The organism is Corynebacterium sp. S5S1, from assembly GCF_001913985.1.
GTDB classification, from domain to species: domain Bacteria; phylum Actinomycetota; class Actinomycetes; order Mycobacteriales; family Mycobacteriaceae; genus Corynebacterium; species Corynebacterium marquesiae.
In genome coordinates this window covers 61,286-82,707 of record NZ_MKXT01000007.1, presented here as the reverse complement: position 1 = coordinate 82,707, position 21,422 = coordinate 61,286, and the positions used below count along the sequence as shown (strand labels likewise).

Below are 21,422 nucleotides of genomic sequence, written 5' to 3'. Positions count from 1 at the left end.
GGATATCTCCTCTGGGCCTAGTTTCATTGTTGGCTGCTAAAGAGCACTGTGCTAGTCGACGCGCGGCAGGTGGGTCGTAGCATCATCGGCAGGCTGCTGGGCTGGCGCCTTCTTCTTGCGGAAGAACTGGACATAGACCAACAGACCGATGCCGAGCACCAGCGCGAATGCGCCTAGTCCGGCTAAAAGGCCCGCCCAGAAGCTGCTTTTTGCCAGGGTAGCGGTATACGCAGCGGCATTAGTCAGTACATTCTCAGAGTCCCTGCCTTCCCCAGCGCCGGCATCCGGAACCTGCTGTGCACTAGCGGAGCCCGCAGCCTTGCCCTTAGTACGCTTAGTAGATTTTGCGTCCCGGGAGCCGGTGGACTTTTTGGCCGTCGAGTGGGAAGAACCGCTGGTGGAAGCAGAACGGTGCGAGCTTGTGCCAGTGGCCGCGCTTTTTCCGGTTTTCGCAGTGGAAGCAGAATCATTCACACGAGTAGCAGAGTGGTGGGTCGTAGCCCCAGAACCAGAACCAGACTTTCGCGGAGTACCAGAGGCTTGAGCTGAACCCGTGGAGGGCGTGTTATGCGGCGCTCTAACCTTCCCAGCGTCTTTTGCCGTGGTGCGGGAGGCCTGCTTGCGCTTGCCTGCGCTATCCTCGCCAGAGTCCTTGCCGCCTTGTTGCGGCTTACCACCTTCTAGGAACTTCTGACCCTCTTGCAGGGTCTTGTCGAGCTCTTTGTCCAAGCCAGCGATGGCTTTGTCTACGTCTTTAACGTCTTTTTCAAGTTGCTTGGGCTGGCTATGTGAGTCGCCTCCGTTGCCGGTAGCAGCGTCAGCATCGGTATAGTCCACGCCGCACAGTTCTGTCTCCGTGGCCTGCTCTCCGACGAGGAAACCGGCATGGAGGTGGTGTCGGGAGCCGTCGGGAAGCTCAAAGGTAAAGCTCACCGCGTAGGTTCCCGGCTCGGTAAACACAAAGGCCGGGTGGGAATGGGAATTGCCGGGGTAGTCCCAGGCAGAGCCATCGGCAGTATCCATAAGTACCTTGGGGCCACCAAGCTCCATCTGGTAGGCCACGATACGGCCATCCTCGGGGCCCCGTGCGATAGCCATGCTCAAAGTAGCGGTGTCTCCGGCGGCGAGGAGATCCTGAGATAGCTCTTGGGTATTAAAACCTAGCCAGGGGGCGTTGGGATCTTGCGTTTGCGGCAGTACCCAGCCTTCATCGGGCAGGGAACTATCGCTGAGCTCGGAAAGCGGCTGCTTAAGGTCATCAGATACCTCTATGGCAAAGGACTCAGAGTCATGCTCGATGCCCTTATCATCATCTTTGACCTTGAAGCTGAGAGCGCCGGAATCGCCGCTGAGCGCCATGTCCTGGTGTCCCTTGGTGATGAGGTCGAAATCGCTGGAAGTGCATGCTTCGGTGGATTCTTCTGCATATGCGGTGGCGGGCTCGAAGAGTTCTACCCCCGCTCCCGGAAGGGCGCTGAGGCTTATCAGTCCCGCGGCGCCGAGGGCCACCGCGGTGCGGCAGACAGGTTTCATGAGGAGACGGATTCCTTTCGTGGGGTGGGGTGTGGGGCGTCGGAAAGCGAGGCACCTGCGTGCTTGCGGGCGCCGAGAAGTGGATGGATGGCCCATACAACCAAGAAAATGGCGGTGAGGGTGAGCACGATGGTGGCGCCGGCCGGAAGATCAATGGCCCATGCCAGGTAGATGCCGAGGAAGCTGGACAGCGCGCCGATGAGGGCGGAAAGCCACATCATGGTCGTTAGATTTGTGCTAAGCAGGCGTGCCGTCGCGGGCGGAGTGATGAGCAGCGCGAGGACCAAGATATTGCCGATGGTGCTCACGGAAATGACCACTGCGGCCGTGACACACAGGTACAAAATGATGTCCAAAACAAAGACAGGCAAGCCCATTGCGCGGGCAGTTTCCCGGTCCAAGCACGTGGCGTTGAGCTGGGGTCCAAAGGCTATAACGATGGCGACAACTACGGCGCATACGCAGCCCGCGACGATAATATCGGTGCGGGAAACGCCGGTGAGTGAGCCGAAGAGGAAGCTTGTCAGCGAGGCACTATAACCATCGGTGCGCGAGATTATCACCATGCCCAAAGCGAAAGCAGCGGCGAAGAAGATACCGATGATGGAATCCGCTCGCACGTGGCGACGCTGCGAAAAGGCGGCGATGAGCAAGGCCACAACTGCACCGGCGACTGCGCCACCCACGAGCACCGAGGCTTGCAGGGCGAAGGCTATGGCTAGGCCCGGGAATACGGCGTGGGAGACGGCGTCGCCAATAAAAGCCATGCCGCGTAGCACGACATAGCAGCCGATGACGCCGCATACGATGGCCGCAAGCAAGGAGATGCCTACCGCGCGGGCGAGAAAGTCAAGGTGGGGATTGACCAGGTCGCGCAGGAAATCGAGGAAGGAAATTTCTATCATGCGGTGACTCCAATGGCAGAAAGCAAAGGGGAACCGGCACGCACGCCAAAGGTTTTTGTCCACGGGTCCGTCTGTTGAAGAAGGTGCGAGGCGGAATCATCGGCTACCACGGTGCCGTTAAAGAGAATGAGGCGGTGGCAAGAATGTGCGGCTTCAGAAAGGTTATGAGTGGACATAATGATGGATGTGCCGCGGTGGGAAAGCTCTTCAAAAAGCTCGAGGAGCGATTCGGTATTGGGCGCATCTAGTCCGGTAAAGGGCTCATCGAGCAACAGCACGTGTGGTTGTGTGGAGAGGGCCCGGGCGATGAGTACGCGTTGGCGTTGACCACCGGAGAGTTCTTCGATGGGGCGGGTAGAAAGTTCTTCCATGTTCACCAAACGAAGCGCCTCTGCTGCTGCGGCATGATCCTTAGCGCGCGGTCGCTTCAGCCAGCCGATAAGGCCGGTGCGGCCGCTGAGCACGGTGCGATAGACATTGATGGGAAAGCCCCATTCCACTTCGTGACGCTGGGGAACATACCCCACGGTGCCGGAGATGCTCCGAGTTCCGGAGGAAGGGATAAGCCCTAAAATGGCGCGCATGAGGGTGGTCTTACCAGCACCATTGGGCCCGAGGAGCCCGATGAATTCGCCGGGGTGGACCTCTAGATTGGCAGCGGTGATAACGCTGCGGTGCGAGAGCGAGACGTTTAGATCAGCAACGGAAATGAGCGGTTTAGCCACGGCTATCGCCCCGCTTGGCTGAACGCAGGGCGAGCCCTAGGGCCAGCAGTAGCACTACGGCGCCAACGCCGGCGAGGACAAAGACCCAGGTGGGAATAGAGGAGCCTGCGGTCTGAGCGTTGTCTGGATTCCAGATAGTGTCTTGGGCCGCTTGGACGTCGGCATCATCGCCCACGGCGAAGGTGAGTACGCCATCGGTGCTGAACTCGGCGCCGTCCTTGGTCTTGCCCTTCACCCTGATGCCTACCTGATGGGTGCCTGGCTCCGTAAACGTCCAGTTGGCGTGGGTGTGGGTATTGAGGTCTACCCAGAAGTCCTCGTCGCTCTTCTGCGCGGTGGACCACAAGAGCTGTGGCGCTTCAAAGCCGCCGTTTTGTAAGAAGAGGGAGAAATCGCCCGGCCCGGAGTGGCCGAGGAATTCCATGGTGATGCCGCGGTCGGCGGCGTCGACAAGGGAGGGCGCCTGGGTATTCCAGCCCAGCCAGGGAACGCCGACTTGCTCGGTTTGGGGAACCACCCAGACCTTATCGCCGGACTCAGCTCCAACGAAGCCAAAGTCATCCGTATCGGGAAGGGCTTGCTGTGCTTTATCGCCCACGGAAAACACGAGGTCGTCCAAGTGACGCCAGACTGGCTTATCGCCGGCATCATCGCGGGCCATAAGCTCAGAATCCGTGCCATCAAGCAGGGCACCAACGTCTACGTGACCGGTGTCGATGACCTTTTCTTCGCCCTGGGGGGCAACGTGTTCATCGGCACCGACCACCTGGGCGAGGTCGCCCGCCCAAGCAGGGCTGGTAGAAAGTGCCAGACCTGCAGTAAGGACGCAGGCGGCGGTGCGGGTGGCGGTACGAGTAGCGAATTTAAGCATTTTTATCTCCATGGGTGGGGTTGGGGTTCAGACAACGCTGCAGGGAATCAGCGTTAAATTTCATGAGGTCGATGTAGGAGCTGACGGTGTCATCGAACGTGTCGCCGTAGATGGGGCACAGCTCCACGCCTTGCTCCGCGGCAGCCTGCTCCAGGGTCTCGGCGCTTGCCTGCTGTACAGGTTCGACGAAGACGGCGGGCAGGTGGAGGTTTTCCAATGTGCGGCGCAAGGCGATGACTTCTCGCGGGGAGGGCTCGATGGCCGGATTGGGGGTGACAAAGCCCGCCACAGAAATGTCATATCCTTGCTCCAGGTAGGCGTAGCCGTGGTGGGTGGTCACAAGGTGCAGGTTTTCTTGAGGAATGGAAGAAATGGCGTGCTCTACGTAGGAATCCGTATCCCGCAGGCGCTTGGTGTAGGCCTGCGCTCGCTGGTGATAAGAGGCACCATGAGAGGGATCTGCCTGCGCCAATTCCTCGGCAATAACATCGACGTAGGCGATGGCATTGTCCACGTTGTGCCACAGGTGAGGGTCCACCTCGCCGTGAATGTGCTTTCCTAGTACGGCCTGCGGCAGGAGGTAGGTATCCTCGCCTGGCGTGCCCAGGAAGCGGTAGGCCGGATCCGGCGGGATGGGCTGCAGAACCGAAGAGGGGATTGACACCACGGTGGTGGCAGGGTCGAAGCGCTTGTCCTGATCGCGCAGGTCAATGCGTCGCTTGGCTAGGTCTCCTGCAATATCCAGGTGTCCGGAATCTATCACTTGCATGCCTTTAGGCGGGTTTACTCCCACGGCCACAGTGAGGTGTTGAACCTCGGTGCCCTCTGCTTGGAACCCGAGGTCGTAGATTCCCGGCTGGGAAAATCCCCAAGACACGTGCGTGTGGGCGTTGTCCGGCAAGGTCACTGAGTCTTTTCCATCGATGCCATCGGCTGAGTTAAAAAGGACCTCCGGGGTGCCGAAGGTAGAGACCACATAGGCCGCGACGTTACCTGGCCCATCGGCAGAGACCATGCGGAAGTCTACTCCGGAAGAGCGCTGCTGTGCGCCGCTGATGCGCAGGCCCAGCCAAATTGCCTCGAGCGAGACATCTTCTACCAGCGGCACCAGAGTGGCACCGCGGGTGGAGGCAGCATCAGCGACTTCCACCACGGGGGCATCGGTGGATTCGTGCAGCGTATCGATGAGAGACTGTGGCTCCAGCAAGTAGCCATTGCTCAGCGCCAAATCGGCATTGGCAACATCGCGCACCGTGCGCAGCGTTGGCTCAAAGGTATGCGGATCTTTTCCGCTGGGGATAAGGCTTTGTACCCGGGCATCTTCTCCCGCGACGTTGCGCGCAAGATCCGCGAGGATCGGGGTGGTGGCCACCACGGCGAATTTTTCTCCGCTTCCGGTATCCAACGCAGCCGAAGTGGCACAACCAGTGGCCAGCAGGCAGGAGCCCAGCAGCGCGCCTATGGTCCGAAGCCTGCGTCTATGGGAAAGCGCACGCGCCATTAGTCCGCTGCCTTAGCTACAGCTAGACGGGCAATGCCTAGGCCGAGGAAGAGCATGCCCAAGCCCAACGCTCCGATGCCGAAGGGAACAATAGGAGTCCCCGTATTGGCTAAAGAACCGCCCTTGCTGTGTGCCTGCCCGGACTGGCCAGTGTTTGATCCGGTACTTGCGGTAGAGCCACCAGCGCTTGCCGACGCCCCACCTGCCGCAGCACCATGCCCGCAGTCGCCGCCCTCCGGATTTACCGCAGCGCCCAAGTCGAAGTGCCCGTTGTCAAAGGCTTCAGCCGGCTTGTCGCCGCCGACCACGAAGTGAAGTGTCGCTTCACCGGCAACTTGCTTGCCCTCATTGGTCTTGGCCACCTGGCGGATGGTGACGTCATAGGTGCCCTGCGCACCAAAGACCCAGTTGGGGTGCACGTGCGTATTGGGGGCAATCGAATAGGTACCCTCCGCCGCATCTGCATTGCCGCGGAACCACTCATCGCCCACGATCTTTCCCAGCCCGCCTTGGGAGTAGACCATCATCGGGCCGGGTCCCTTGAAGCCTGCTAACTCCCAGGTGACATCGCCAGGGATATTCTCGCGCATGGTCGGACTTTGGGTATTTGCGCCGAGCCACGGCACACCATCGACCTGGGTAGAACCAATCATCCACGCCTGACCAGCTGGCACCGGACCTACCTCTTGCGGCAGATCGACGCTGGATTTATCGGAGAGATAAAAGGTAGCGCCATCAGCATCGCGCCACTGGGAAGGGGAGACCGTATCGTCCTTGATTTGCGGCGTCATACCCGGGGTGCACTCTTCGTCCCCGGAGGCGCCGGACTTATCGGCAGCTGCAGCGCCGCCCTTGTCTGCTGACCGTTGGGCGCTCGAGGCTTCTTGGTCATTGTTTACCTCGCCCGTGTCAGCCGATCGATCCGCTGTGGACGCATCGCCGCCGTCGCCCACATCCCAGGTGTAGGTCACAGCATTGCTGGTTTCGCCGTTGGAGTGGGCTCGCACCGTCATGGTGTAGGTGCCGGCCTCGCTAAAGGCCCAGTTGACGTGCCGGTGGGCTGGATTGGGTTGGTTGATGACCTCACCGCTGGTGAGCTCCATTGAACCGGAATCTGTAACCGTCTTGACATCGCCAAAGCCGCTGGTTTCAAAAACATACACTGAACCAGGTCCAGAGACTTCGGCGAATTCTAGGTCAACGTTGTCAAAGCCGCCATCGCGTGCAGGCTGGGTATCCCAGCCCGGCCAAATGATGCGCTGATCTTGCGTCTGCGGCAGGAAGTAGGTGGGCTGGCCTATCTCCGGCACGGCCTCGGTGGCATCCGACCAGGCATCCTCGACAACCTTGAGCACCACATCATCGCCGGAGCGTGGCACGCCCGATCCAGTGATGTCTTCCTTCATTGACAGATGTAGCTGACCATCTGGGGCCGTGACATAGAAGGCGTCTACATGCCCAGAGTCGAAGACCTCATCAAAGGCAAGTGCCGCGGCGGGGGAGAAGAAGGCCAATGCTGTGGCAAAGACGGCGGCAAATACCTGAATAAATCGGCGCCGCAGCGGGACGCGCTGGGAGGCAAAAGATGGTGAATAGTGCATTGTGGTTTCCCGTCTAGTTGGTGGGGTAGAAGAGGCTTAAAAGTTGAAGCCGAAGCGCTTGCGGATGAGGTCCTCGTTATCTCGGAAAAAGTTATAAAAGGCCTTGAAAATCACCACGAGGACCGCTGGTAGGACCAAACTCCACGGGCTAAACGAGGACCCTGTAGGCTCTTCTGGCCGGCCGGGGTGGGCTGGTGCGTCCGGGGTATCTGGGGCGGACGGTTGCGTGGAAGGCTCCTGGGAAGGCTCCGCTGAAGGCTTATCTGTTGGACTTTCGCTGGGCTCTCCGCTCCCAGCCGTGCCCGGCGCGCGGAAGGAACAGGAATCCAATGTCTTATCGCCTACGGCAAAGGTGAGGGTTTGGGGCGCGGACTTTAGTTCCTTGCCGTCCGTGCCCGTGGCCGTATAAGTAGCCTCAAAGGTATACAAGCCAGGCTTGGAAAAGGCCCAGTGCGTATGGGTATGGGCCGGAAAGTTGGTTTCGATGGTGTAGTCCTTAGCCGCAGAATTGGCGAGGACCGAAAAACCTTTGCCATGGGTGCCATCGATAAATGCGCCCCATTCGGCACCGTCCGGCGTGGAGGTGGGCTTCAAGTTGAGGTTGACGGCATTGTCCTTGGTTAAGGAATAGTTCAGATCTTGGGTGTTATAGCCTGGCCAAATGATGTTTTGGTCCTGGGTTTGTGGCAGGTGATAGAAGCGCTCACCAGGCTTTCCTAGGAAGTCGAACTCTTTGCCTGCGAGCTTCTTATTGCGCGGGGTGAGTGCATTATCGTGTACGCCGAGCACCACGTCATCGAGTTTGCGGTCAACAGATTTCTTGTCCACCTGTGCCGTGTCATCGCGCAGAACCGTTGCAAAGCCTCCCTCGGCAGGCTGGGCCTTGATGTCTACATGACCACGGTCTAGTAGGTACTTTTCGCTGCAGTGTGCATTGCCGGCTTGCGGTTCTTCGGTGCCTGGCTGCGGCGCGGAAGACGGAGTGTCTTCCTTGCCTGGGGTAGCCTCCGGTTCCTCATTGGAAGTGGAGAACCTCCCACTGACTTCATAGTTTTCACCAAAAGCAAAAGACTCCGTAATAACGCTGCTAGCGTGTCCGGCCTTAACAGTGGAATGGGGGAAGAGGTTAACCTTGGCAAAATAGCCTTCGAAGTACTCGCCCTCATCAAAGGCGACCTCGCCGTGGCCGTTAGTAATAGGGGTTTCCAGATCCACGGTGGGGTATTTAGCCCCCTTCGTGTCATAGAGCCCGCCGGTGAGAAGGCCATTGAAGTTTTTATCCTCGGTATCCACCACAATCTTGGTGCCCCCATTGCCCTGCTTGCGCATGCGGATGGTGTAGCCGAGCTCCTTTAGCTCGGTTTCCTCGGTGGGGGCAAGCTGGCGCGGCTGGGAGGTTTCCTGCCACGTATCAGCGGCGGCAGAAGAATCGGTGTGGCTGGATTTGCCGGGTTGGAAGTCAAGGGGCTGGGATATCCAGCGTGGGGAATCGCCCTCAGGGGTAAAGACGGCCTGTACCTGGGAAGGTTCGGGGCCCATATATTCGTCCCACTGAGCATGCCCGTCCTTAACGGGAAGGTCGGTGAGGAAGTAGCCGTCGATAAGCAGCGTGAGGGTGCCTTGTGCCTTGTTCTTGGCGTCGAAGGAAATGGTGGTGAGCTTGTCGTCACCGTCTTTTTCGGGATTGGACTTGGGGGCCATGCGCAGGCTGTAGCCAGCAGTAGCGGCGTTGCCAGCCGCGGACTGTGCGAAGCGCTCCTTGAGGCTCGGCGTTTTTTCCTTTTTGGGCTTTTGCCCGCCTACTTGGATGGTGGTGGTCTGTGGCTCATTGGCTATGAGCTTGCCGTCCTTTCCGCGCGCACTGGTGCGGTAGGTCAGGCGGTATCGTCCTGGCTTGGTAAACAGAGTGGAGTTGTGCGTATGTGTGCCGGCAACAATGTAGGCAGAGTGCGGCGAATCCGGGAAGGAACCGAGCATGCGGTGCAGCTGGGTGCCTGCCTCATCATCTTTATTGGTAAAAAGCTCCACCTCGCCGGGGCCATCGACGCTGAGCAAGTCAAGGAAGGCTACGCCGTCACGGAATTTGTCCGTGGGCAGCGAAGCATCTGCGCCAAAGCCCAGCCAAATGGGCGAAGTATTACCGGATACCTGGTGCGGCGCTGTGTAATAAGTCGTGCCAGGGGCCCCAATGTAGTCTTGGGTCCCGTTTGCCGGAAGCGTATAGAGATACTGGTTGCTGTTATCCGTAGCGCTGTAGCCCTTGCCCACCCAGGCAACAGTGTCTGCAATCGGGGGCTCTTGACCACCAAACTCGGACTTTAGGACGAAATCGTTGTTCTCCCAGAAAGACTTGGGGGAGTCAACGTGGGTATTGGTAGCGATGTGCTTGCCATCATCGGGGCCTGCGACAGCCGTGGCGGGAGTGATAAGTGCCAAAGTGCTCAGCGTGGCAAGGAAACGGATGCGTGGGGAAGCCACAGTTGGGAAGGCCTTTCTACAGTTCTCACAAGTTCACCAGAAACTATAGAAAATGATTCTCATAACCTGTTAGCCGTAATGGAAGTCAGTTTCATTGACCTGTGGTTTTGTAGTGAAACTCGTTTCCAATTACCCCAATTTGCGTGTAGGAATAGACTGCAAACCGCTAGGCGCCGGGCAGGTTTTAAGGGCGCTTGGGCTGGTGCGGACTGGAATCGGCGGCTCCACTACGATGGTTGGCATGACTGAAGTACGCGTTAGATTCTGTCCATCCCCAACCGGCACACCGCACGTAGGCATGGTGCGCACCGCACTATTCAACTGGGCCTATGCCCGCCATACCGGTGGCAAGCTGGTATTTCGCATCGAGGACACCGATGCCGCCCGTGACTCTGAAGAGTCCTACCAGGCCATCATTGATTCCCTGACCTGGCTTGGGCTGGGCTGGGATGAAGGCATCGATGTCGGTGGCCCGCACGAGCCTTACCGTCAGTCCCAGCGCATGGACATCTACAAGGAAGTTTTGGACAAACTCATCGAAGGTGGCTTTGTCTACCCGGCATATTCCACTGCCCAAGAGGTAGAGGAGCGCCACAAGGCGGCCGGCCGTGACCCGAAGCTGGGCTATGACAACTTTGACCGCGATCTCACCCAGGAGCAGATCGATGCTTTTGAGGCCGAAGGTCGCAAGCCTGTCTGGCGCCTGCGCATGCCGGAGCAGGACTGGACCTGGACTGATCTGGTGCGCGGGGAAATGACCTTCAAATCTGAAACCCAGCCAGATTATGTGGTGGCTCGCTCCAATGGTGCGCCGCTCTATACCCTGGTTAACCCGGTTGATGACGCCCTGATGCGTATCACCCACGTGTTGCGTGGTGAGGACCTGCTGTCTTCTACTCCGCGTCAGCTCGCGCTTTACGACGCCCTTAAGAAGATTGGCGTTGCCGAGTTCACCCCAGAGTTTGGCCACCTACCCTTCGTGATGGGCGAGGGCAATAAGAAGCTGTCTAAGCGCGACCCGCAGTCCAACCTGTTTAACCACCGCGATAACGGCATCATCCCGGAGGGCATGCTCAACTACCTGTCCCTGTTGGGCTGGTCCCTGTCCGCGGACCAGGACATCTTCAGCATGGATGACTTGGTAGAAAACTTCGACGTCCACGACGTGCTGGGTAATCCCGCACGCTTTGACCAGAAGAAGCTCGAGGCTATCAACGCGGATCACATCCGCCAGCTAGACCCAGAAGAGTTTGCCTTCCGTCTGCGCAACTACCTGACCGAATACACGGATTTCCCGGCCGACTATGACGGCGAGAAATTCGCTTTCGCCGCAGATCTTGTGCAGACCCGTATCAAGACCCTGTCTGATGCCTATGGGCTCATGAGCTTCTTGGTCACCCCGGATGCCGACCTAAAGCTCGATGAGAAGGCGGCGAAGAAGAACCTCAAGGAAGAGGCCATTCAGCCACTCGAGGTCGGCATCGAGACTCTCGAGGGCATTGCGGAGTGGAAGACCGAGAATATTGAGGCGGCACTATCCAAGGCGCTTATTGAAGACCTTGAGTTGAAGCCCCGTAAGGCTTACGGCGCACTGCGCGTAGCTATTTCCGGCGCCCAGGTTTCCCCACCGCTCTTTGAGTCCATGGAGCTGCTGGGTAAGGAGTCCACCCTGGCCCGCCTTCGTGCGGCCCGTGAAGTGACTCCTTATGTGCCGGCGGCACAGTAGGGGGAGCGCCTCCCGTAAGGCGGCGACAGATATCTAATCCCGCCCTTCGATGCGGCGAATGACGGCTAAACTACAGCGCTGTCATTCGCCGCATTTTTATTAACCATTCTACTGGCCTGAAAATGCGTCGTGCGCTGGCGATTTGGCAGTTTGCGCGATGATCATTATAGTTATTACACGTTGCAGCGAGCAAGGGAGAACAGCCGAAAGGCAGTAAGCTTCCAACGCAAGTTAGCAAATGGCCTATGGTGTAATTGGCAACACAGCGGTTTCTGGTACCGCCATTCTAGGTTCGAGTCCTGGTAGGCCAGCAGTGAAAATGCTTTAAACGGCAGGCTCACTAGTTCTATGCCCCGTTCGTCTAGCGGCCTAGGACGCCGGCCTCTCACGCCGGTAACACGGGTTCAAATCCCGTACGGGGTACAAAGACCTCCAACCTAAAGGTTGGAGGATTTTTCATATCCGGGGCAATGTCTTTTTCTAGCGACAGTCTGGGGCGCGACCACGGCGCAAGCAAAACTGGTTATAACCTACCCCCAGACCATTGGGCTCGTCCGTGCAGTCAGCCGCGTCCTGCCAATGGAACCAGGGTTAAGACCACCGCGAAGTTGCGCAAAACCCTTCCTGTCCTGCACGTGCAGGCATAGACTGCAAGTACAGCAGAAAAAAGACAGAAAGGAGAGCGGGTGACAGAAAGCGAAACGCACCACAGCCAAGGCGCACAGCCCGAAAGCACAGCCAGGTAGTAACGCTATAATCCACAACTTCCTTCCCACCAACGTTTGCATGAAGTATAGGAGCCTGCAGCATATGCACTTCGACGCACAGCGCCATCCCGAGTCCTACTAGCACAGCGTTCTCGGCCACGGACTATCCACAGATTGCTTGCGGAATAACCACTGATTCGATCCGCACCTCGGCCACGAAGAACCCTCACTGCAGTACCGGACTCGGGAATTTTTGCGTTTTCCTTCGCTTGCCCTCAAAACCCTCCTTGACCGCGCGATTTGTGCTGAATTAACCCATCGTTTACTCTTAACAAGTCCGCAACGCACAGTGTGCGATTGCTGCGAACGCGCCCCGTTCGTCTAGCGGCCTAGGACGCCGGCCTCTCACGCCGGTAACACGGGTTCAAATCCCGTACGGGGTACCAACGGAAAGCTGCGAGCCACATGGTTCGCAGCTTTTTCTTTCCCTAAGACCTGTTCGGTCTAGCGGCATGTAGGGCAGGCCTCGATGTCCAAGGGCTAACCGTCTTGCCCGCGGCACGGTATAGGAGCTGAGGTAAAGAGCGGGGCCACAGATTCCCGTAGCGGTCCTTCAGTAGCGACTCAGGTGGGCTGTAAGTGGGTTACGTGCCCGATAGCTGTGTTCGAGGGAATCCCTTAAGAAGGAGCTAGACCTAGCGATAAAGGGTATCCGAGGCCTTCCTAGCGGATGCGTATTCGGCTTTTCCAGCCCCTTCTAGGTCTTTCGGGCACTAGCGTGGGACCCGACCATGAAAAAGCCCACCAAACCGTGAAAAGGGCTTGGTGGGCGGTGTAGGAAGGGTGGGAGGGGAGACGTCGGCAGGCGTGGCTACGCCATAACCTTCGTCTTCTTAATCGCTTTCTGCAGGCGCTTGTGATAGGCATCCATGGCGCGGCGGAGAACGAGGCCGACGATGAGTGCAGGGATGGTAAATAGCAGTAGCATGCCCAACTCGCGCCAAACGTCGCCGTGATAGGTGCCCGCAATGGCGCTGCGGAAAGCATCAATGGCGTACGTTGCTGGCAGCCACGGGCTCACGTTCTGGAACCATTCAGGCAGCAAAGGCAGCGGGTACGCGCCGCCGGAGCCCGAGACTTGTATCACGAGCAACAACACCGCTAAGGCCTTGCCGGCACTATCGAGTGTGATGACAAGTGCATAGATGATCAACATAAACACCAGCGAGACTATCCATGCGGCAAACATGAGCATGAATGGGTGAGCAGGCTCGATCTGGACGAAGAAGATGAGGCTGAGAATCACCAAGGTGGCCTGCGCGAGGCCGACCAGGCCGAGTGTGGCAAAGCGGCCGAAGAACGCTTGACCACGGGTGAATTCGCTCTCGTCGTACTTCCCGTTCTCGTCCTTGCGCAAGTATTTACGCTCGGCGTTGGTATGCACCAGCACGCATGCCAGAAGGGCGCCTATCCATAGCGACAAGGTGAGGTAGAACGGAGTCATACCCACGCCAAAGGCAGCGACAGGGTAGACCGGCTGGCGGTCTACAGCCACGGGAGCGGCGATGCGAGAGGCAAGCAGTTCTGGATCGTTGCCGACGATATCCGCCAGCTTGGCCAAATCGCCGCCACGGCGCACCTCGTCGATCTTGCGGCCCATGTCCGCAAAACGGCCGCTTTGCTCCCGCAGGGTGCCGGCAAGGCCGGCAGTGGTATCGCGGGCGCGCGCCAGGCTTTGCTGTGGCGACTCGTCATTCTCGGAAACCGAGGAGCGAATGCCTGCGATGTCCTGCTTGACAGCATCAATATCGTCCGCGACAACCGAGACGCTCTGGTTGAGCTGATCTAGCTGCGGTTTGAGGTTCTCGTTATAGGAATTGCGTGCCTTTTCAGCAGCCTGCTTGGCATTGGCGATGGCATCCTTGGTGCGCTGCCGGGAGTCTTGGGACGTGCCACGGCCTTGCTCAAGGTCATCGGCGGTAGATACGAGCGAGTCATGCAGAGCGTTGCTCTGGGCAATGGAGGCATCAATCTGGCCCATCATCGCCTTATATCCACCCGCGACCGCGGCAGGTAGGGCTACTTTATCGGCTTGGTCCTTGATGGAAGCGCGAACTCCCTCAAAGGCCTGAGTTTGCTCATCCACCCGTTCAGCAGCGGTGCGGTAGGTCTGCGCCGTTTGTGCGCTGGTGTTGCTTGCATTATTGAGCAACTCATCGACCTGGGCAGAGAGTGCATCGTAGCTTTGCGTTGTAGCCGCCAAGGAAGCGTCGAGCGAACCAGCCGAGTCATTGAGGGTAGAGCGCAGAACGTCGATGGGGTTTTCGCCTTGGTCATTGTTGGTCTTCGTAGCCTGGCGTCCAGCCTCGGCGAGAATATTGTCCGCAGCCTGCGTAAGAGGCAGGGTGGAGTCGACCAGATTGCTTAGCGCACCTACGGTGCCAGCCGCAGCATCAAGGCGGGTGCTGACGTTATTGACGCGATTGTGCAGGTTATTGAGTGCAGTCTGGGTATCGTCCTCATTAAGGTATTTATCAAAATTCGAGACGACGCCAAGGCCGACATTGGCTACCACGCGGGTGAAGGACTCGTCGATTTTCTGGATGACGCCGTCCGCACTCTTTTGCGTGATGATGGTAGACAGCGCATTCTTTTTCTCATTGGTATAAAGGTTGAGCTTGCTTGGTTCGGTTCCTTCTACATAGAACGTGAGAAGGTCCGTGCTGAAGTCTTTGGGAAGGACAATGCCGGCATAGTATTCGCCGGACTTTGTTCCTTCAACTGCATCGGCGCTATCAGTAATGACCCAATCGATATCGTCATTGCGGCTGAGCTGCGAGAGCACCTCATCGCCCAGATTAAGCTTCAGGGAGGCGAGGTCGCTTTCGTGGCCTTCATCCTCGCTGGCCACAGCAATCTTGAGCTGGTTGGTATTAGCAAAAGGATCCCAGCTAGCCAGCACGTTGAAGGAAGTGAAAAGCAACGGGATGATGGCAAGGCCAAAAATGATGACCGCGGTCATTACATTGGTGCGAATGGCGTGGAGGTCATCGCGGAGGATGGTCAGAATGTTTTTCATGACTTACGCGCCTCCCTTTCCGGAGTCATCACCATCAACGGCGGGCATTTCCTTGGTCTCGCTGGTATTAGAAGGTGTGGATTCTTCGTCTAAGTCCTCTAGGAGGTAGCAATTTGGGTGTTCCTGTTGGTGCTCGAGGTGCTCCTGGATTTCCTCATCGCTGAGATCCGCCAGGCGGTTATCGTGCGCGATGCTCTGCTTGACGTACTCAAGGGAGCAGATAACACCCACCGCAATGAGCGTGACCAGGCAGGCCAGGCCGAAGATGATGGCCTTTTCTTCAGGATTAATGCGTGAGTAGATGCCTAAAGCGACGACTAACGCTAGGCCTACCGCGACGGTAATCTTCATCAGCTGGGAGTAGTTCCTGCGCGCCATGCTCCATTTATCTTCCAAGCTTTGTTGATACGCCTCGCGGTCATTCAAGGCATAGAGGAGGTCGGTAAAGCGGTACCGGCTGCCGACCAGATGGACCTGCTCATTGATCACGAGACCGCCCTTATGCAGTTCGTCGTTGACCAGCATGTTGACGTTGGACAGGCCGCGGCGCAGCACAGTACCGATGAGGTAAGCGATCGCGGCCATGCCGATGAGCGCGGCAAGGTTGCGTGCATAGTGGTTGCCGTAGAAACCACCAACGGTCTCGCGCATGGCATCGATGCCGTAGGTAAAGGGCAGGAATGGGTGTACGGCGCGGAAGAAGTCCGGCGTCATTTCAATGGGGTAGAGGCCGGATGCGCCCGGAATTTGGATGAAGGCGATGACCACCGCGATGCCGCGGCCTACGTGTCCAAACGTAGAAACCAAGCTATAGGTAATGCTCAGGTAGCACAGGCCTACGATGACTGCGGTAGCGACGTAGGCCAATGCATTGACATGTTCAACTCCAATGGCCAGGTTGCCGATGGACACGATGAGTGCCTGTGCGATGGCAAAGAAGGAAAGCAAAAGGAAGCGGGCAAGGTAAGCCTTGGTAATGGTGAGGTTCTTGCGGCCCTGCGGGTCTACCTCCGCGCGGAAGATGATGAGCAGCATGAACGCGCCGATCCACAGCGTGAGGTTAATAAAGAGCGAGGACATGCCGGAACCGTAGTGCTTTACAGGGAATACGGCGTGGCTTTCCATCTCTGCAGGGGAGGCAAGGAAGGAAGACACCTCATCGGTGTTCAGGCCCTTCACAGACTGCAGGATGGAATTGTTATTGGCGGTATTGCTCAGCGCAATCACATCGCTGCGGGAGGCGCGAAGCCCCTCCTCAATACCGTCGAGGTCCACAGAAAAGCGCTCAACTACTTGCTGGGCCTGGCTTAGCTGCTCGTCGACGCCGCCCAAGAGCCCATCGGTTTGCCCTACCAGTGCCTGCTGGCTTTCGAGTGAGGCGGAAAGTTTGCCGGTGGTAGCGGTGACGGCGGAAAGCGCAGCATTGAGCTTGGGCAGGCCTTCGGCCACATTATCGCGCAGCGCGTGGGAATCATCGCGCGTTTGGGCGGCCATCTTTTCCAACATGCCCGTGGTCTTATTGAGCGAATCGATGGTGTCGTTCGTATCGCTGTTGAGAGTATCTAAGTCACCGAGAACGGCCTTATTCTGGTCATTGCGTTCGCGGAGGTCTCCTACCTGATCCTTAATCTGTTGGGAAACCTGTGGGGGCAGGGCCGGTGAAGACGCAAGCTTTTCAAGCTGATCGATAGCCCGGTCAGCTTCACCGACGATTCCTGCCGCGCCCGCAGAGGCGGCACCGACGCGATTGAGCGCGCCGCGTAGTTTGCCAGAGACCGAGCCTACGGTGGCATTGGCGGAGGCGGTGCCGTCCGCCATGGCGGTAGTGCCTTCTACATAGGCAGCGGTGGCATCGTCCGAGAAAGAAGTGACTTCCCGCTGGACCTCTGCAATAATGGAGTTAAGTTGATCCAGGGCGGTCTGGGCATCATCGATGGTCTTTTGCACCGTGCCCAAAGACTCACGGGCTTGCGCGATAGTTGGGCGCGCTTTCTCGATGGTGGAATGCACGTCAGCAAGCTGGCTGCGGGAGTTAGCTACCGTATCTGCAGTCTTCGAAAAAGAATCCGCGGTCTTGTTTGCAGTACTGTTAATCTTCTGGCTCAAATCGCCACCGGAGTTTTTAAGCTCCGTAGCCACCGAATCCGCTACCTGCTCATTAAAGGTAGAGCTAATGGTGGTGTCTAGGGTCGAAGCGCCAGTATCAGTAATCTTCGGTGCAATGGCGTTCAGCTTTTCATTGACGTGATATTCCAGCGTGGGCTGAGAATAGGTACCTTTAAAAAGGCTAACGAAATCGGCTGAGAAGTCCTCGGGGACGATCACCGAGGCGAAGACGTCACCCTTCTTAACGGCGTCTTCGGCTTCCTGGCGGTCCATGAACTGCCAGCCCAGCTCGTCATTGTCATGCAGCTTGTCAATCATCTGCCCGCCGACGTCTAAGTGGCCGGTCATCTCCGAGGATGCGCCTTTGTCCTCATTAACTACGGCGACTTTGAGGTGTTCCGTGTTTCCGTATGGGTCCCAGAAACCGGAGATGTTTACCCAGGAATACAGGGCTGGGGTGATCATCAAACCAATGAGGATCACCCAGACCTGAGGGGTCCGCCACAAGCGGACAAAATCTTGGAGAAAAATCTTCCAACTAGTACTCACTCGAAGAACCGTAGCACGCAACCGGAAAGAACTAATAGTCTGACTGTCAGTTTTAACAGAAATGAGAGAGCGCGTCCTGTCGAGCTTGCAGATATGTTTCTGGTGTGAATTTCGGGGATGAGTTCAGGAGTAGGGGTGGGCATAGAAAGGCCGCCTGGGCTCACAGTTCAAGGGGCCTAGGCGGCAAGCGATTTGGGGCTAGGCCCCGATAGGAGCTTAGTGCTCGTCGTAGTGATCGCCGTGGGCGGCGTGGCGGTGACCGTCATGCAGGTAGTCCACGTGGTCGCCGTGCGGGATCGCTACGTGGCCGCAGCCTTCACCATGGGTGTGGTCGGCGTGCGCCTCGGCTTCAACGTGCTCGGTGGTCTCGCACTCATCCCAGTGGCCATCATGCTCACGGTGAATGTGGCCCTCGTGGAGATAGTCGGTGTGGTCACCGTGCGGGAAGGAAACGTGGCCGCAATCGGCGCCATGGGTGTGGGTATGGTCTTCGTGGGTGTTGTGGGTCATGATGCCTGATCCTCTCTGGTTGGGGGGACGTTCCCCGTTGTTTTCAGTGTGTTTTCATTAAAGCGTATTTTCATTTGAGTTTCAATAGGTGTGGGCGCGTTTCTCTAACTTTCTGGTTTGGGAAATAAAAGGGCCCGCCTCCTTGGGGCAAGGTGGAGGCGGGCGTTGTAAAGCTGGGGAGGGCCTTAGAGGAGATTGCTCAATTCGCGTGCGGCGGAAGTGAGAATGTCGGCGTATTTCTGGGCCGGGGAAGGTTGGAAGCGCTCGACCGATCCGGAGATTGACAGTACTGCGAGGAAAGTTCCGGAACCATCGAAAACCGGCGCTGAGATGGAGGCTAAGCCGGCTTCGCGTTCCTCAATAGACTCGGAATAGCCTTGGTTTCGGGCCGCCTCAATGTCTTCTTGGGTAAACGAGGCGTCTTCGGTATTGATGTCTACATATGCGGCAATGATGCGTGCGGCAGAGCCGGAGCTAAGTGGTAGCTGGCGCCCGACTGGCACGACGTTGTGGAGGCCGGATTCCGGCTCCCTGGAGGCAATGCAGGTGCGGGTATTTCCGGTGACCTCATAGAGCTGGATGGATTCTCCGGTATGCTCGCGCAGTTTCTCCATGATTGGCCCGGCTGCCTCGAGGAGGTGATCGCGGTTGCCGGGAAGGGCTGGGCCGGCCTTCCACTTTCCATCGGGGGTGCGAACGAGAATGCGGTGTGCTTCGAGTGCGGTGGCCAATCGGTGAGCTGTCGCCCGAGGTAGCCCCGTGGTTTCGCATAATTCATTCAGGGTGGAGGGGTGGTTGGCGGCGGCCATCATTATGGCCATTGCTCGATCCAGCACCTTAATTCCGGAAACTGCGCTATACTCTCCCATACAATGAAATCTACGTCCCAACTTATGAGATTTCAAGTGTAGAGAGATGTTTATGAACCAGAAGCTGACATTGGCAGAAAAAGTGTGGCGAGATCACGTCGTCCAACACGGCGACGCTGGGGCACCAGACCTCATCTTTATTGACTTTCAGCTATTACATGAAGTTACCAGTCCGCAGGCATTTGATGGCTTGCGGCTGGCCGGCCGCACGTTGCGTCACCCTGAGCTGCACTTGGCCACCGAGGACCATAACGTTCCCACGCAAGGCATCAAGTCCGGCAACCTCTTGGAAATCAAGGATGAGGTTTCACGCACCCAGGTATCGACCCTGCGCAAGAATTGCGAGGAATTTGGAGTGCGCTTGCACTCTATGGGTGATGCCCAGCAGGGCATTGTGCACACAGTTGGCCCGCAGCTGGGGATCACCCAGCCGGGTATGACAATCGTGTGTGGCGACTCGCATACCTCCACGCATGGCGCCTTTGGTTCTATCGCCATGGGTATTGGCACCTCTGAGGTAGAACACGTCATGGCTACGCAGACGCTTTCTTTAAAGCCATTCAAAACCATGGCTATTGAGGTGACTGGCGAGCTGCAAGAGGGGGTATCTGCCAAGGACCTCATCTTGGCCATTATCGCGAAAATCGGTACCGGTGGCGGGCAGGGCCACATCATTGAATATCGCGGTGAGGCCATCCGCAATATGTCCATGGAAGCGCGCATGACCATCTGCAATATGTCTATTGAGGCAGGAGCCCGCGCTGGCATGGTCGCTCCCGATGAGACGACCTTCGAGTATGTCAAGGGCCGCGAGTTTGCTCCCACAGGAGCAGACTGGGATGCCGCGGTTGAGTATTGGAGGACGCTTCCCACGGACGAAGGCGCAGAATTCGATACCGTCGTAGAAATTGATGGCTCCTCGCTGACCCCATTTGTTACGTGGGGAACTAATCCTGGACAGGGCCTTCCGTTAGGGGAGAAGGTCCCAGATCCGGAAGATTGTGGTGGCGATAATGAAAAGGCCACTGTGGAAAAGGCTTTGCAGTATATGGACCTGCAGCCAGGTACTCCGCTGCGCGATATCAAGATCGACACCGTCTTCGTCGGTTCCTGTACCAATGCCCGCATCGAAGACCTGCGCGCTGCGGCTGACGTGGTCAAGGGGCGCACCATCGCTGCCAATACGCGGATGATGGTCGTGCCGTCCTCCGCCGTGGTCAAGGCCCAAGCGGAGGAGGAGGGCCTCGACGAAGTCTTCCGACAGTTCGGCGCGGAGTGGCGTACCGCCGGCTGCTCGATGTGCTTGGGTATGAACCCGGATCAATTGGCTCCAGGCGAGCGATCCGCCTCCACTTCCAACCGCAACTTCGAGGGGCGACAAGGCCCTGGTGGGCGCACGCACCTTGTCTCCCCGCAGGTGGCTGCCGCGACTGCCGTAACCGGTTACCTGTCTAGCCCTGCAGATCTGGATTAAGCGCTTAGAAAGGCATTGACGATGGAGAAATTTATTACGCATACGGGAACGGGCGTGCCCCTGCGCGCTTCCAACGTGGATACTGACCAGATCATCCCCGCGCGCTACTTGAAGTCGGTCAAGCGTACCGGCTTTTCAGATGGTCTATTTTCAAATTGGCGCTCTGATGACAACTTTGTACTCAACCAGGCGCAATTCAAGGATGGCTCGGTGCTTTTCGCGGGCAGTGATTTTGGCACCGGCTCCTCCCGTGAGCACGCAGTGTGGGCGTTGAGCGAATACGGCTTCCGCGCGGTGTTTTCTTCCCGCTTTGCTGATATTTTCCGCGGCAACGCTGGAAAGTCCGGACTGCTTACTGGATTGATGGAGCAAGAAGATATTGAGCTCATCTGGAAACAGCTGGAAGCAGGAGAAACCCAGGTCACCGTGGATCTGGAGGCTCGAACAGTCACAGTGGGTGAAAATACCTACCGCTTCGATATTGATGACTACACCCGTTGGCGGTTGATGGAAGGGCTGGATGATATCGGCATTACGCTCCGCAACGAGGATGCAATCGCTACGTACGAATCGCGTCGCCTCAGCTTCAAGCCTGCTGTTCACGCCCAATAGTAGAAGAATCGATGGCGATCGGCGGGCCAGCAGTGCCCCTACAGTCCTGCTACGCGAAGAGGCCGTAGGGGGCGCTGTGCGCTCACACGTGAACTTCAAACTTCTGCCTTGGGGTAAAAGGGGGTACAACTCGGTAACGTATAGGTAACAATTGCTTGCTCGAGTTTTCCGCACCA

Annotated in this window: 14 protein-coding genes and 3 tRNA genes; 6 read left to right on the top strand and 11 right to left on the bottom strand. The window is 57.7% G+C overall.

Features of this window, described 5'->3' with window-relative positions; genetic code table 11:
* Positions 1-51: 51 nt before the first annotated feature.
* From BKN05_RS04485 to BKN05_RS04455, 7 genes are read right to left on the bottom strand one after another with little or no spacing between them, the layout of a single operon-like run.
* Positions 52-1,533, bottom strand: coding sequence for a choice-of-anchor M domain-containing protein (locus BKN05_RS04485; protein WP_286688050.1), 1,482 nt, complete (start codon positions 1,531-1,533; stop codon positions 52-54).
* On the bottom strand, positions 1,530-2,438 hold the full coding sequence (locus tag BKN05_RS04480; RefSeq protein WP_286688049.1) for an anchored repeat-type ABC transporter permease subunit: 909 nt from the start codon (positions 2,436-2,438) through the stop codon (positions 1,530-1,532). The genes BKN05_RS04485 and BKN05_RS04480 overlap by 4 nt, the downstream gene beginning before the upstream one ends.
* Complete coding sequence (locus BKN05_RS04475) at positions 2,435-3,169, bottom strand: anchored repeat-type ABC transporter ATP-binding subunit (protein WP_396334659.1); 735 nt, start codon at positions 3,167-3,169, stop codon at positions 2,435-2,437. The genes BKN05_RS04480 and BKN05_RS04475 overlap by 4 nt, the downstream gene beginning before the upstream one ends.
* The gene (locus BKN05_RS04470) at positions 3,156-4,034 is read right to left on the bottom strand and encodes a choice-of-anchor M domain-containing protein (RefSeq protein WP_286688047.1); all 879 of its coding nucleotides are present in this window, start codon (positions 4,032-4,034) and stop codon (positions 3,156-3,158) included. The genes BKN05_RS04475 and BKN05_RS04470 overlap by 14 nt, the downstream gene beginning before the upstream one ends.
* On the bottom strand, positions 4,027-5,535 hold the full coding sequence (locus BKN05_RS04465) for an anchored repeat ABC transporter, substrate-binding protein (protein WP_286688046.1): 1,509 nt from the start codon (positions 5,533-5,535) through the stop codon (positions 4,027-4,029). Before BKN05_RS04465 ends, BKN05_RS04470 begins: the two co-directional genes overlap by 8 nt.
* On the bottom strand, positions 5,535-7,136 hold the full coding sequence (locus BKN05_RS04460) for a choice-of-anchor M domain-containing protein (RefSeq protein ID WP_286688045.1): 1,602 nt from the start codon (positions 7,134-7,136) through the stop codon (positions 5,535-5,537). Before BKN05_RS04460 ends, BKN05_RS04465 begins: the two co-directional genes overlap by 1 nt.
* 36 nt (positions 7,137-7,172) lie before the next feature.
* Positions 7,173-9,614 (bottom strand): choice-of-anchor M domain-containing protein, encoded by a 2,442-nt coding sequence (locus tag BKN05_RS04455; RefSeq protein WP_286688044.1) that lies wholly within the window; start codon positions 9,612-9,614, stop codon positions 7,173-7,175.
* 232 nt (positions 9,615-9,846) lie between these two features.
* Here BKN05_RS04455 and gltX point away from each other — a divergent pair, with 232 nt between their 5' ends.
* From gltX to BKN05_RS04435, 4 genes are all read left to right on the top strand, one after another.
* Positions 9,847-11,340 carry a glutamate--tRNA ligase gene (gene gltX / locus BKN05_RS04450; RefSeq protein ID WP_286688062.1) on the top strand — a complete coding sequence of 498 codons (1,494 nt, stop codon included), beginning with the start codon at positions 9,847-9,849 and terminating at the stop codon, positions 11,338-11,340.
* A 239-nt stretch (positions 11,341-11,579) separates the two neighbouring features.
* Positions 11,580-11,651 (top strand) — tRNA-Gln (locus BKN05_RS04445).
* A 39-nt stretch (positions 11,652-11,690) separates the two neighbouring features.
* A tRNA-Glu gene (locus tag BKN05_RS04440) sits at positions 11,691-11,763 on the top strand.
* A gap of 654 nt (positions 11,764-12,417) precedes the next feature.
* A tRNA-Glu gene (locus BKN05_RS04435) sits at positions 12,418-12,493 on the top strand.
* A gap of 425 nt (positions 12,494-12,918) precedes the next feature.
* Here the strand turns inward: BKN05_RS04435 and BKN05_RS04430 are convergent.
* From BKN05_RS04430 to BKN05_RS04415, 4 genes are all read right to left on the bottom strand, one after another.
* Positions 12,919-15,126: a YhgE/Pip domain-containing protein gene (locus BKN05_RS04430; RefSeq protein WP_286688043.1), complete on the bottom strand. Its 2,208-nt coding sequence runs from the start codon at positions 15,124-15,126 to the stop codon at positions 12,919-12,921.
* Positions 15,127-15,129: 3 nt separating this feature from the next.
* Complete coding sequence (locus BKN05_RS04425; RefSeq protein WP_198492947.1) at positions 15,130-17,781, bottom strand: YhgE/Pip domain-containing protein; 2,652 nt, start codon at positions 17,779-17,781, stop codon at positions 15,130-15,132.
* Between the two features lie 216 nt (positions 17,782-17,997).
* Positions 17,998-18,291: a hypothetical protein gene (locus tag BKN05_RS04420; RefSeq protein ID WP_083798063.1), complete on the bottom strand. Its 294-nt coding sequence runs from the start codon at positions 18,289-18,291 to the stop codon at positions 17,998-18,000.
* A gap of 185 nt (positions 18,292-18,476) precedes the next feature.
* Positions 18,477-19,160 carry an IclR family transcriptional regulator gene (locus BKN05_RS04415; RefSeq protein WP_286688042.1) on the bottom strand — a complete coding sequence of 228 codons (684 nt, stop codon included), beginning with the start codon at positions 19,158-19,160 and terminating at the stop codon, positions 18,477-18,479.
* Positions 19,161-19,212: 52 nt separating this feature from the next.
* Here BKN05_RS04415 and leuC point away from each other — a divergent pair, with 52 nt between their 5' ends.
* Positions 19,213-20,634, top strand: coding sequence for a 3-isopropylmalate dehydratase large subunit (gene leuC / locus BKN05_RS04410; RefSeq protein WP_286688041.1), 1,422 nt, complete (start codon positions 19,213-19,215; stop codon positions 20,632-20,634).
* Between the two features lie 21 nt (positions 20,635-20,655).
* Positions 20,656-21,246, top strand: coding sequence for a 3-isopropylmalate dehydratase small subunit (gene leuD / locus BKN05_RS04405; protein WP_198492951.1), 591 nt, complete (start codon positions 20,656-20,658; stop codon positions 21,244-21,246).
* The last annotated feature ends 176 nt before the right edge of the window (positions 21,247-21,422 follow it).

Coding starts and splice junctions, on each gene's coding strand:
- leuD (WP_198492951.1), top strand. CDS start 20,656: ATGGAGAAATTTATTACGCATACGGGAACGGGCGTGCCCCTGCGCGCT.
- BKN05_RS04480 (WP_286688049.1), bottom strand. CDS start 2,438: ATGATAGAAATTTCCTTCCTCGATTTCCTGCGCGACCTGGTCAATCCC.
- BKN05_RS04460 (WP_286688045.1), bottom strand. CDS start 7,136: ATGCACTATTCACCATCTTTTGCCTCCCAGCGCGTCCCGCTGCGGCGC.
- BKN05_RS04430 (WP_286688043.1), bottom strand. CDS start 15,126: ATGAAAAACATTCTGACCATCCTCCGCGATGACCTCCACGCCATTCGC.
- gltX (WP_286688062.1), top strand. CDS start 9,847: ATGGTTGGCATGACTGAAGTACGCGTTAGATTCTGTCCATCCCCAACC.
- leuC (WP_286688041.1), top strand. CDS start 19,213: ATGAACCAGAAGCTGACATTGGCAGAAAAAGTGTGGCGAGATCACGTC.
- BKN05_RS04415 (WP_286688042.1), bottom strand. CDS start 19,160: ATGGGAGAGTATAGCGCAGTTTCCGGAATTAAGGTGCTGGATCGAGCA.
- BKN05_RS04485 (WP_286688050.1), bottom strand. CDS start 1,533: ATGAAACCTGTCTGCCGCACCGCGGTGGCCCTCGGCGCCGCGGGACTG.
- BKN05_RS04420 (WP_083798063.1), bottom strand. CDS start 18,291: ATGACCCACAACACCCACGAAGACCATACCCACACCCATGGCGCCGAT.
- BKN05_RS04465 (WP_286688046.1), bottom strand. CDS start 5,535: ATGGCGCGTGCGCTTTCCCATAGACGCAGGCTTCGGACCATAGGCGCG.
- BKN05_RS04470 (WP_286688047.1), bottom strand. CDS start 4,034: ATGCTTAAATTCGCTACTCGTACCGCCACCCGCACCGCCGCCTGCGTC.